This window comes from Achromobacter sp. Bel, from assembly GCF_012928505.1.
Taxonomy (GTDB): domain Bacteria; phylum Pseudomonadota; class Gammaproteobacteria; order Burkholderiales; family Burkholderiaceae_B; genus Achromobacter.
Map to the genome: position 1 here is coordinate 1 of NZ_JABBJN010000063.1, position 11,730 is coordinate 11,730.

8 protein-coding genes are annotated in these 11,730 nt (G+C 67.9%); 4 read left to right on the forward strand and 4 right to left on the reverse strand.

The window, feature by feature from the left end:
* Positions 1-567: SDR family oxidoreductase (locus HG262_RS26585; RefSeq protein ID WP_169273864.1), on the forward strand; the 567-nt coding region annotated here is incomplete at its 5' end.
* Here the strand turns inward: HG262_RS26585 and HG262_RS26590 are convergent.
* Positions 497-1,474, reverse strand: coding sequence for a LysR family transcriptional regulator (locus HG262_RS26590; RefSeq protein WP_169273865.1), 978 nt, complete (start codon positions 1,472-1,474; stop codon positions 497-499). The two genes, HG262_RS26585 and HG262_RS26590, sit on opposite strands and share 71 nt — an antisense overlap.
* Before the next feature lie 153 nt (positions 1,475-1,627).
* Here HG262_RS26590 and HG262_RS26595 point away from each other — a divergent pair, with 153 nt between their 5' ends.
* Positions 1,628-4,228 carry a penicillin G acylase gene (locus tag HG262_RS26595; RefSeq protein WP_169273866.1) on the forward strand — a complete coding sequence of 867 codons (2,601 nt, stop codon included), beginning with the start codon at positions 1,628-1,630 and terminating at the stop codon, positions 4,226-4,228.
* Here the strand turns inward: HG262_RS26595 and cydC are convergent.
* Complete coding sequence (gene cydC, locus HG262_RS26600) at positions 4,200-7,814, reverse strand: thiol reductant ABC exporter subunit CydC (protein ID WP_169273867.1); 3,615 nt, start codon at positions 7,812-7,814, stop codon at positions 4,200-4,202. The two genes, HG262_RS26595 and cydC, sit on opposite strands and share 29 nt — an antisense overlap.
* Positions 7,815-7,907: 93 nt before the next feature.
* Between cydC and HG262_RS26605 the strand changes: the two genes are divergently transcribed.
* Positions 7,908-8,897, forward strand: coding sequence for a LysR substrate-binding domain-containing protein (locus HG262_RS26605; protein ID WP_169273868.1), 990 nt, complete (start codon positions 7,908-7,910; stop codon positions 8,895-8,897).
* A complete protein-coding gene (locus tag HG262_RS26610; RefSeq protein WP_348984426.1) occupies positions 8,894-9,436 on the forward strand; it encodes a DUF4952 domain-containing protein in 543 nt (180 codons plus the stop codon). Before HG262_RS26605 ends, HG262_RS26610 begins: the two co-directional genes overlap by 4 nt.
* A gap of 16 nt (positions 9,437-9,452) precedes the next feature.
* On the opposite strand, the gene HG262_RS26615 is transcribed toward HG262_RS26610, so the two are convergent.
* The gene (locus tag HG262_RS26615) at positions 9,453-10,181 is read right to left on the reverse strand and encodes a GntR family transcriptional regulator (RefSeq protein WP_169273870.1); all 729 of its coding nucleotides are present in this window, start codon (positions 10,179-10,181) and stop codon (positions 9,453-9,455) included.
* Positions 10,178-11,707 (reverse strand): AMP-binding protein, encoded by a 1,530-nt coding sequence (locus tag HG262_RS26620; protein ID WP_169273871.1) that lies wholly within the window; start codon positions 11,705-11,707, stop codon positions 10,178-10,180. Before HG262_RS26620 ends, HG262_RS26615 begins: the two co-directional genes overlap by 4 nt.
* Between the last annotated feature and the right edge of the window lie 23 nt (positions 11,708-11,730).

Genomic DNA, 11,730 nt, shown 5'->3' on the forward strand with positions numbered 1-11,730 from the left:
CTGGCCGACGATTGCGTGGCGCGCTGGGGTGGCCTGGATATCTGCGTCTGCAACGCCGGGGTGATCCGGGCGGCGGATTTCCTTGACCTGAAGCTGGAGGACCTGGACGCTGTCATGAACGTCAACGTGCGCGGCACCTTTCTGGTGGCGCAGGCCGCGGCGCGAACGATGGTCGCGGGCGGCCGGCGCAACGGCGCGATCGTGACGCTGTCGTCGATGACGGCCGAACTGGCGATGCCGGACCAGTTGGCCTACGGCGCCAGCAAGGGGGCGGTGCGGCAGATGACGAAGTCGATGGCGTTGTCGCTGGCGCCGCACGGCATACGCGTGAACGCGATCGGCCCGGGCAGCATCGACACCGAGATCCTGGCCACGATCACAAGCGACCCCGCCGCCCGGCGCACCGTCCTGTCCCGGATTCCGATGCAGCGCCTGGGGCAGACGGACGAAGTGGCGAAGGTGGCCGTGTTCCTGGCGGGCGACGACGCCAGCTACGTCACGGGGCAGACGGTGTACGTCGACGGAGGGCGGCTGGCGCTGAACTATACGGTTGCCGTGCCGGAGTGACGGCCGCGAAGTCCGCCCAGCACTGCTGCGTGAAGGTGTACAGCGCGTCTTGCGCGGTCAAGGGCGTCCGTCCGGCCAGGCGCGCCAGCACGTAGTGGCCCTGGCGCTGCCGGTCCGGCGGGATCGGCACTTCCACCAGCCGCCCGGCCGCCTGCTCGCGGCGGGTAACGCAGATTACGCCCAGCAGCAGCGTGTCGGTGTGCAGGGCCAGATCCACCAGCGGCTCGAGGTTTTCGCAGCGCGTCGTCACCATGGCTTCAGGCGCGCCACCGGGGCCCAGCGTTTCGGCCAGCCGTAGCGACACTTCGGGGCTGAGGGTGCTGGATGCCACCGGATACTGCCGGATCTGTTCGATGCCGACCCGTTTGTGCGCCAGGATGGGATGACCCTTGCGGCACACCATGCCGGCGCGCAACGGCGCCAGCGGACGCGTGTCGATATCGGCCGCGTCATACAACATGCGCGCGTCGCAGACCATCGCGTCGATGCGTTCGCCGCGCAGCATGTCCAGCAGCGCGGCCGTGGCGCCCAGTTCGACGCCCACGCGCACCTGGGGATGGTGGGTCGCCATATGGGTCAAGAAGGGCGAGAGCAGCAGGGACGCCGGCGTGGGGCTCAGGCCGATGGTCAGCGTGCCCGATTCGCCGCTGTGCAGCGTCTTCAGTTCGCGCTGCAGCTCGGCTTCTTCGAAACGCATGCGGCGGGCCCGCTCGGCCACGCAGGCGCCATAAGGCGTCAGGCGGACCTGGCGCGTGCCGCGGTCCAGCAGCGGCAGGCCAAGTTCGGCCTCCAGCGCCTGGATGCTGCGGCTGAGCGCCGGCTGCGACAGGTTCACCTTTTCCGCAGCGCGTGAAAACGTGCCGTGCTCGACCACGGCCAGCAGGTGCTTGAGTTTCTGGAAGTCCATGTTTAAAGCGCATGAAAGCTATGAAATAAATGCATTGGAATTATAGTTTGGCGCTTCGTATCATGGTCCGCAGACGGCGCCCGCTAGAGGCGCCGCGCCCCGCGCCCGGGACTCGCACCGCCGCGCGGTCCATAGAAACGGAGACAGATTCACATGAAGCAGCACTTGTTGTCGGCCGCCATCCTGGCGGCCTGCGCTGGCGCGGGCGCCGCCCACGCCCAACCCATCCCCGCACCATCCGCCACCGCATCCGCCGCGCCCGCCACCGAAGGGGCCCGCGCGCAGCGCCCGGCCGGTGGGCAGGTCACGATCCGGCGCGACGAATACGGCATGCCCCACGTCTATGCCGGCACGGTGTACGGCATCTTCTATGGCTACGGTTACGCTGTCGCCCAGGACCGCCTGTTCCAGATGGAGATGGCTCGCCGCAGTACCCAGGGCAAGGTGGCCGAAGTGCTGGGCGAAAAAATGGTGGCGTTCGACAAGTCGATCCGCGGCAATTTCTCGCCGGAACGCATCCAGCGCCAGTTGGCCGCGCTGCCCGCCTCCGAACGCCAGATCCTGGACGGCTACGCGGCGGGCATGAACGCCTGGATCGCGCAGGTGCGCGACAAGCCGGGCAGCCTGATGCCCAAGGAATTCAACGACTTGCAGTTTCAGCCATCCGACTGGACGCCGTATGACGTGGCAATGGTGTTCGTAGGCACCATGGCCAACCGGTTTTCGGACGCCAATAGCGAAGTCGACAATCTGGCGCTGCTGACCGCGCTCAAGGACAGGCATGGCGAGGCGCGCGCCATGCAGATCTTCAACCAGCTGCGATGGATGTCCGACAGCCGCGCGCCGACGACGGTGCCTGAGGAAGAGGGCGTGTACCAGCCGGGCGAGGACGCCGTGAGGCGCGCGCCCGCGAAGCTGTCCTATGCGCTGCCGCGCTACGACGGCACGCCGCCCATGCTGGAGCGCGTGGTGCGCGATGCGCAGACGCGCGGCGTGCTGGACGAGGCGCCCGCCGATGCCGCGGCGCGCATGCTGGCGCAGTTTGCGGAATCGGGGCAGCCCGGCATCGCCGGCTTTCCCACCACCAGCAACATGTGGATCGTGGGCCGCGACCACGCCCAAGACGCGCGCTCGATCCTTTTGAACGGCCCGCAGTTCGGCTGGTGGAATCCGGCTTACACCTACGGCATCGGCCTGCATGGGGCGGGTTTCGATGTGGTGGGCAATACGCCCTTCGCCTATCCGGGGATCCTGTTCGGGCACAACGCGCACGTGACCTGGGGTTCGACGGCGGGCTTCGGCGACGACGTGGACATCTACGCCGAAAAGCTCGACCCGGCCGACCCCACGCGGTACTTCCACAACGGCGAGTGGAAGACCATGGAAAAGCGCACCGAGCTCATCGCCGTCAAGGACGGGGCGCCCGTCCTGATGGACGTGTACCGCACCGTGCACGGCATCGTCACCAAGTTCGACGACAAACAACACGTGGCCTATGCCAAGGCGCGCGCCTGGGAAGGCTACGAACTGCAATCGCTGATGGCGTGGACGCACAAGACGCAATCGCGCAACTGGGACCAATGGAAGCAGCAGGCCGCGCGCCATGCGCTGACCATCAACTGGTATTACGCCGACGACCGCGGCAACATCGGCTACGCGCACACGGGCTTCTACCCCAAGCGCAAGCCCGGCCATGACCCGCGCCTGCCCGTGCCCGGCACCGGCGAGATGGACTGGGACGGCATGCTGCCGTTCGCGACCAACCCGCAGGTCTACAACCCGCGCCAGGGTTTCATCGCCAACTGGAACAACCAGCCCATGCGCGGCTATCCGTCCACCGACCTGTTTGCCATCGTCTGGGGCCAGGCCGACCGCTACGCCGAGATCGAGACACGCCTGAAGGCGATGACCGCCAACGGCGGCAAGGTCAGCCCGCAGCAGATGTGGGACTTGATCCGCACCACCAGCTATGCCGACGTCAACCGCCGCCATTTCCTGCCATTCCTGCAGCGCGCGGTGGCGGGGCTGCCGGCCGATGACGCCCGCGCGAAGCTGGTCGCGGGGCTGCAATCGTGGGACGGGATGAGCACCAGCGACAAGCAGCCGGGCTTTTATGACAATGCCGGGCCGGCGGTGATGGACGCGTGGCTGCGCGCCATGCTGAAGGCGACGCTGGCCGACGAGATGCCCGCCGACTTCTTCAAGTGGTACAGCGCCACGGGCTATCCCACGCCGGCCGCACCCGCAACCGGATCGGTCAACCTGACCGTGGGCGTAAAGGTGCTGTTCAACGCGCTGGCGGGCCCGGACGCCGGGGTGCCGCAGCAGGTCGATTTCTTCAACGGGCAGCGCCCGGAAGCGGTCAGCCTGGCCGCGCTTGACGAGGCGCTGGCCACCTTGCAGACGGCCTATGGCCAAGACCCCGCGGCATGGCGCATCCCTGCGCCGCCGATGGTGTTTGCGCCCAAGAATTTCCTGGGCGTGCCGCAAGCAGACGACAAGGCAGTGCTGAGCTACCCGGCCACCCAGAACCGCGGCACCGAAAACAACATGACGGTGTTCGACGGCGAGGGCGTACGCGCGGTGGACGTGGTGGCGCCGGGGCAGAGCGGTTTCGTCGCCCCGGACGGCACCCCGTCCGCCCACACCCGGGATCAGTTCGACCTGTACAACGGCTTCGGCAACAAGCGCGTCTGGTTCACGGAGGCGGAGGTGCGCGCCAACGCTAGGTCGGTAGAGACGCTGCGCTATTGACCGCGTAGCCGCCCTGGTGGCTGGCCAGGCGCGCATAGGCCCCTTGCTTTCTCAGCAACTGGTCATGCGTGCCGGCTTCCGCCAGGGTGCCGCGATCCAGCACCAGGATCAGGTCGGCGTCGCGGATCGTGGACAGCCGGTGCGCGATCACCAGCGTAGTCCGATGGCGCATGAGCGTGTCCAGCGCGCCGCGCACCTGCATTTCCGACAAGGTGTCCAGGTGCGAGGTGGCCTCGTCCAGGATCAGGACCGGCGCGTTCTTCAGGAAGGCCCGCGCGATCGAGATGCGCTGGCGCTGTCCGCCCGACAACTGCATGCCGCGTTCGCCCACCGGCGTCGCCAGCCCTTCGGGAAGCGTACGCACAAAGTCCGTCAGCGCCGCCTGGTCCAGCGCGCGGGCCAGGTCTTCAGGCGTGGCTTCGGGACGGGCCAGACGGATATTGCCTTCCAGCGTGTCGTTGAATAGATAGGTGTCCTGGGTGACCAGCGCCACGCGTTCGCGCAGGCCGTCCAGTTGCAGCTGGCGCACGTCCACGCCGTCCAGCTTCACCACGCCCTGGCGCGGGTCCCAGAAGCGCAACAGCAGGCTGGCGACCGTGCTTTTGCCAGCGCCAGAGGCGCCTACCACCGCGACCGTGGCGCCGGCGGGCGCCTTGAAACTCAGGTTTTTCAGCGTGTCTTCCTGCTTGCCCGGGTAGGCGAAGCTGACGTGCTCGAACGCCAGCGACAGGCCGTGCGTCGCCACCGGCGGCGCCAGCGGACCGTCGGTCACGGGTTCAGGTTCGTTGGCGACCACGTGCAGGCGGCGCGTGGCGGCGATGGTGTCGGCCAGTTGCCGGCTGACCTGCGAGATCTCGGAGACGGGCAGGAAGGTCGCCAGCGCGATCAGCACCAGCAGGGGCAGCATGCTGGCCGACAGCGCGCCGGCCGACACTTGCCACGCACCGACGACGGCCACCGCCAGGCCGCCCAGGCCCATCGCCACTTCAAACCATGCGGTCTGCCGGGACAGGTCGCGCAGGATGTCCAGGCGGCGGATGCAGTACTGGTCGGCGACGTTCAGGAACTGGTCGCGCCGGCGGCCCGTCGCTTGGAACGCGGTCAGGTCGGCCAGGCCCTGGATGGTGTCGGTCGTGTGGGCGCTCATTTCGCCCAGGGCGTGGCGAGCCTTGTCGCCCAGCGCATCGATGTGGCGGCGTCCGCGCACCGGCGACACCAGGGCATAGGCCAGGAAGGGCAGCAGCGCCAGCGCGACGGGCCAGCTATAGACGCCCAGGAAGCCCAGCACCGACAGGGGCACCAGCACCGACACGATGGCGGGCGCGATGGTGTGCGCGTAGAAGTACTCGACCATCTCCACGTCTTGCGTCGCCAGCGCCACCAGGTCGCCCGAACGGCGTTGCAGCAGGTAGGCGGGGGCCAGGCGCTCCAGCTTGTCATAAAGCTTGACCCGCATGTCGGCCAGCAGTTGATACGCCATGGCATGCGCCAGCCAGGATTCCAGCCAGTGGAACAGCGCGGCCAGCGGCGCGGCGATCAACAGCCCGACGACCAGACCGGAGACCTCGCGGCCGTCGCGGATGGCGGCCACGATCAGCGCGCTGAAGATGCCCACGCCGATGAACGCGGCCACGCGCGCCACCCCCAGCAGGATGGTGGCGGCGAGCGTGCCGCGCCAGGGGCGCACGACCGACAGCAGCGTGCCCAGCGTGGCGCGCCAGCCGACGTGTTCGGCATCTTCGTCCAGGGACCGCAGGGCAGGGCCTTGCTTGTCGTCGGGGGCAACCGGGGGTGCGTCTTGCGGTAGCGCCAAAGCGGCTTGGGCTGGGGCGGGCGATCCGGCCGACGGGTTCTGGTGCGCGGCGGCCTGCTCGTGCATCAGGCGGTAGTACAGCCCGCGCCGCGCCATCAGCTCGGCATGCGGGCCGGCCTCCACGACACGGCCCTGGTCCAGCACCAGGCTACGGTCGGCGCCGATCACGCTGGCCAGGCGGTGAGCCAGGATTAGCGTGGTGCGGCCCGCCATCAGGCGGTCCAGCGCCTGCTGGATCAGCGCCTCGTTCTCGGTGTCCACCGACGACAGCGCTTCGTCCAGGATCAGGATAGGCGCGTCGCGCAGCAGCGCGCGGGCGATGGCGACGCGCTGGCGCTGGCCGCCCGACAGTTGCAGGCCGCGCTCGCCGATGCGGGTGGCATAGCCTTCCGGCAACGCCATGACGAAGTCGTCGATGTTGGCCGCGCGAGCCGCGGCGCGCACCTGTTCGTGCGTGGCGTCGGGGCGTCCCAGCCGCAGGTTGTCGTCGATCGTGCCGTGGAACAGCGTGATGTCCTGGCTGACCAGCGCGATGTGCGACAGCAGGGTCTGCGTATCCAGCGTGTTCACGTCATGGCCGCCCACGCGGATGTTGCCCGACTGGGGCACGCATTCGCGTAGCAGCAGACGCACGATGGTGGACTTGCCCGCGCCGCTGGGGCCGACAATGCCGACCCGTTCACCGGCGGCGATGCGGAACGCCAGCCCTTGATGGGCGGGGCGTTCGGGCGTGTACGAGAACGCCACGTTGTCGAATTCAATGGTGGGCGCCAGCCGGGCAGGCGCGGCGCTTGCAGCGCGGGTATCCGGAACCGGGGTCAGCGGCTGCGCGTCCATCAAGGCGTGGATGCTGACCGCGGCGGATTGGCCGAGCATGCCGCGATGCAGGACCGACCGCAGGTCGCGCAGGGGGCGGAATATCTCGGTGCCGGCCATCAGCACGATCAGCAGCGCTTCGACGCTCATGTCGCCGGCGGCGACGCGCCAGGCGCCCAGCGTTAACGCCAGGGCGGCGCCCAGCGCCACGCCCAGGTCGCTGATGCCGCGCGTCAGCAGGCTGACCGACAGCACCCAGAAGGTGTTGTCCGACAGGCTGCGAGCGCGGGCGGCCAGCCGTTGGCCCCACGCCTTGCCCTGGCCATAGGATTTCAGGGTGGGCAGGCCTTGCACCGCGTCCAGGAAATCTTCGCCGAACGCGTTCAGTGCGCGGGTGCGCGCCTGGCTGGCGCGGCGGTCCAACATGTGCACCGCCATCGGGCCGAACAGCGCGAACAGCGCCGCCACCAGGAAGACCAGCGCGGTGGGCACGTCCCAGAACGCGATCACGGCAAAAATGGCGAAGGGCGCGGCGGCCGCGATGGCGACTTGCGGCAGGTACTGGCCGAAGAACGTTTGCAGCTGTTCGACGCCGTCCACCACCGTCAACATGACGCCGCCCGTGCGCTGGTTGGCGAACCAGGCGGGTCCCAGCGTGACGATGCGGTCGTACAGTTTGCCCCGCAGCGTCTGTTGGATCGAGGCCGACGTGCGGTTGGCCTGCACCGTGCGCCAATGGTCGAACACGGCGCGCAGCAGCACCATCGCTCCCACGCACAAGGCGGGCGTGATCCAGTCCTGCCAGGGGGCGCCGTCGAACACGCGGGCCAGCAATTGGCCCAGGAACACGTACCGGGCGATGCCGGCCGCCAGCGCCAGCAGGCCCAGGAAGATCCCGCCCGCCATGCCGGCGCGCAGGCCTGCGGTCAATTGCCACAATCGAGAGTCGAAATACATATCAATGCTCCATCCAGAGCTTGCATGGTCACTGATCCGCCGCGCGCGCGAAAGCGATAGTTATTCAATCATGGGTTGAGATAAACTCAACCGATGGCCGACCTCCCCACCCATACGCCGCCGCTGGCCGCCTTGCGCGCCTTTGAAGCCGTTGCCCGGCTGGGCAGCCTGAGCCGCGCCGCTGCGGAATTGCACGTGACCAAGAGCGCCGTCAGCCACCAGCTGCGCGCGCTGGAAACCGACCTGGGCGTGCCGCTGTTGCGGCGCGGGGGCACCGTGCGCCGCGCCGAAACCACCGAGGCCGGCGCCGATCTGCTGGCTTCCGTACAACAGGCCTTGACCCTTCTGGATACCGCCTGCCGCAATGCGCGGGCCACGGCGCGCGACCGCCGGCGCTACCGGCTGAACGTGTCCGCCAACCCGTCGCTGGCCGCGTTGTGGTTGGCGCCGCGCATCGGCCGCTTTATCGAGCTGCACCCCGACATCGGCGTGCAGGTCTACCTGCACGCCAGCCAGGACCCGGCCTGGAAGACGCAGGACCTCGACCTGGCGTTCCTGCACGTGCGCACCCAGGGGCCGCATCTGGCCGAACCGGGCGACATACCGCTCATGACCGAAACCGTCGTGCCGGTGTGCAGCCCCGCGCTGATCGCCGAGGCCGACCGCAACGACCCGCGCGTCTTCCTGCGCCATCGATGGCTGGAAGAAAAGCACATCGACAGCCCCGAAACCGATTGGCGCACCTGGAGCGCCCGGTTGGGGCTGGCCGATACCGACCGGCCGGCCCCGATGGTGTTGAGCGGCCTGAGCACCATCGTCGCGGCGGCCGCCGCCGGGGTTGGCATCGGGCTGGGCCGCGCGCCGTTGATCGACGAAGACCTGGCCAGCGGCCGGCTGGTGCCGTTGGTGCCGCAACTGCGCATGGCCGGCTCGTGGGGCTATGTGATGCGCCTGCAGGCCAACCGGCCGATGGACGCGTCGCTGCCCGCGCTGGTGGAGTTCCTGGCCGAAGAAGGGCGCAGCACGGGGGCATGGCAGAACGTGACGCCGCTGACCGCCGATCCGATATCGGGGATGCCGTGAATCTGAGACGGAAACCGTTCGGCCTGGGCCGCGCCGTATTGCTGCTTTGCCTGCTGGGGCTGGCGGATGCCGCGGTGGCGCGGACGCCGGTTCCGGACCTGGCCCCGACTCTGGCTCCGGCACCGGCTGACGCCCTGGCCGACTGGAACGCCCACGGCCGCGCCGAAGGCCTGGCGCGGCCCGATACGCCGTGCCAGGATTTCCTCCAGGCCTTGGGCAAGAAGCCGGACTACGTCGAATACCTGGGGTGCGAGCAGGACGACGATTCCTACATCCAGCCCATGGAGGCCCGCTATCGCGTCAGCGGTGACGCTGCGGCGAAAATGGAAGCCTACCTGGGCCAGGCCTTCGGCATGCCGCCGCTGGAATACGTCTGTTGCGGCTGGGGCAATCGCGGGCCATTCTTTTGGCACGACGGCCCCGGCGGCGTGAACTACGAAGTCAGCATGGGCGTCGAAACGCTGCGGATCCCGCGTGAGCAGTGGGGGGAGATCCCCAGCTTCAACGTCAGGATTGGCGTGATCAGGAAGAGCCCATAGCCGGGCCGTGGCCGATTCAGTCCGCGCCGCCCTTGGCGCGCGGCGGGGTGCTGATGGTGACTGCCGATGTGACGATCAGCTCCATCAGGATATTGCGAGCCAGATTCTCGGCGTAATCATTGCGGGCTTCGGCGGTGGCGATGGCGCGTTCCACCGAGCCTTCCACGATGGCATTGACTTGCTGGATGTGCAGCTCGCAGATTTGCACCAGGTCGGGGTGGCGCTTCTGGTGGAAATACAGGAAGCGGCGCGCCAGCGTCTGCAGCATGGCGTGGAACTCGGCCGCGTAGCTGTTGCGCGAGGCGGCCCCGATCTGGCTGGTCAACGCGAAATGCAGGCGCATGTACACGCGCATGTCGTTGACCGCTTTCAAGTCTTCCAGCTCGCGCGCCAGTCGCGCCAGTTCGGCGCGCTCCGAGTCATCGGCCCATTGCGCTGCCTGGGCGACGATAAGCCTCTCGATCTCGCGCCGCGCCTGGATGATCTTCAGCTGTCCTTGATAGTCGATCTCCGAGATGAATATTCCCTGACGCGGCGCAATTTCCACCAGCCGCTGGAATGCCAGCTTCTGCAAGGCGTCGCGGACCGGCGAGCGGCCGATGCCCACGCGCTCGCTAAGCGTGGTTTCAGACCATTGGCTGCCGGGAGGCAATTCGCCCGTGACGATCATTTCCTCCAGCGCGCTGTAGGCCTTTTCAGTCTGGCTGACTGCCGTGCGGACAAAGAGGGGGCTGGACAGGTTCATGGGGTTGGAAGCGCGCGTTGTTGAAGTTCGCGTTTTAACACTTTGCCGGTGCTGTTTTTCGGCAGTTCATCCAGAAAGACATAGCGCTTGGGACGCTTGAAGCGTGCAATGGACGCCAGGCACAGCTGATCCAGATCCTGTTCCTGGGCCTGGGCGCCGGGTTTCAGCACAACGAAAGCCAACACCGACTCCCCCCATTCGGGGTCGGGCGTGCCCACGACCGAGACTTCCCGCACGGCATCGTGGCGCATCAGCGCTTCCTCCACCTCGCGCGGATAGATATTGGTGCCGCCGCTGATGATGACGTCCTTGGAGCGGTCTTTCAGATGCAGCAGGCCTCTTGCGTCCAGAAGGCCGATGTCGCCGGTATGCAACCAGCCGTCGACCAGGGTGTCGGCGGTGGCCTGCGGATTGTTCCAATAGCCCCGCATCACGGTGGGCCCGCGAACGGTCACCTCGCCCAGTGCGTCCGACCCGACGGGGTGGCCCTGGGCATCGCGCAGTTCGACCTCCATCGACGTCTGGACATAGCCCACGGATCCCAGTAGCGCGTCGTCGTTCGTGCTCACGGCGTCGGCGATCTGCGAGGCGGACAGGGCGGATATCGACATGGGGCTTTCCCCTTGGCCGTAGATCTGCGCGACACGCGCGCCGTAGCAGGCGACGGCATCCTTGATGTCTTCGATATAGAACGGCGCGCCGCCGACGATCAACGAGCGCAAGCCAGGCGGGGGGCCGCCGGCCTGCCGGGCGTGGCGCACCATGCGCTGCACGATGGTCGGCGAGGCGAACAGGCTGACGTTGCGGTAGTGCGTCAGCAACGCATGCAGTTCGGCGTCGTCCAGGCCGCCGCTGTCCGGCACGATCTGCAGGGCGCCATGCAGCCAGTACGGAATACTGTAGAGACCGCCACCGTGGGACAGCGGCGCGACGTGGACCATGGCGTCGCCCGGCTGCACCGCCTGTACGTCGGCGTAAAAATTCTGGCACATGCCAACCAGGTTGGCGTGGCTGAGCATGACGCCTTTGGGCTTGCCGGTCGTGCCGCTGGTGTAGAACAGCCAGGCCAGCTCTTGCGGCGAACGCCGCTCCAGGGGCAGCGCCGGACCGCTTGCGGCGGCGGCGTAGTCGTCGGACGTTACGTCGACGACGCGCATCGTCTCCAGACTGCGGGCGGCGGGCGCCAACGCGTCATGAATATCCCCTTGCGCCAGGCATAGGCGGGCATCGCAATCGCGCAGGATGTATTCCAGTTCGTTGGCGTGCAGTTTGGCGTTGACGGGGACGGCGCACAAGCCCGCATGCCAGACCGCCAGCATGGATTCCAGGTAGCTGGGGTGGTTGCGCAGCGCCAGCATGACGCGCTGGCCGGCCTGCAGGCCCAAGGGGCCCCGCAGCCAGCCGGCCAGCGCTTGCACGCGGGCTTGGAGTTCGGCATAAGTCAGGGGAGTGCGGATGCCGGCGGCCAGGGCCGGCTGGTCGGCATAGGTGGTGGCGCTACGGTGGAAAAGAGAGCTGAGATGCATGGTTGTCTCTGGGTTGAGCGGGG

Coding starts and splice junctions, on each gene's coding strand:
- HG262_RS26590 (WP_169273865.1), bottom strand. CDS start 1,474: ATGGACTTCCAGAAACTCAAGCACCTGCTGGCCGTGGTCGAGCACGGC.
- HG262_RS26595 (WP_169273866.1), top strand. CDS start 1,628: ATGAAGCAGCACTTGTTGTCGGCCGCCATCCTGGCGGCCTGCGCTGGC.
- cydC (WP_169273867.1), bottom strand. CDS start 7,814: ATGTATTTCGACTCTCGATTGTGGCAATTGACCGCAGGCCTGCGCGCC.
- HG262_RS26605 (WP_169273868.1), top strand. CDS start 7,908: ATGGCCGACCTCCCCACCCATACGCCGCCGCTGGCCGCCTTGCGCGCC.
- HG262_RS26615 (WP_169273870.1), bottom strand. CDS start 10,181: ATGAACCTGTCCAGCCCCCTCTTTGTCCGCACGGCAGTCAGCCAGACT.
- HG262_RS26620 (WP_169273871.1), bottom strand. CDS start 11,707: ATGCATCTCAGCTCTCTTTTCCACCGTAGCGCCACCACCTATGCCGAC.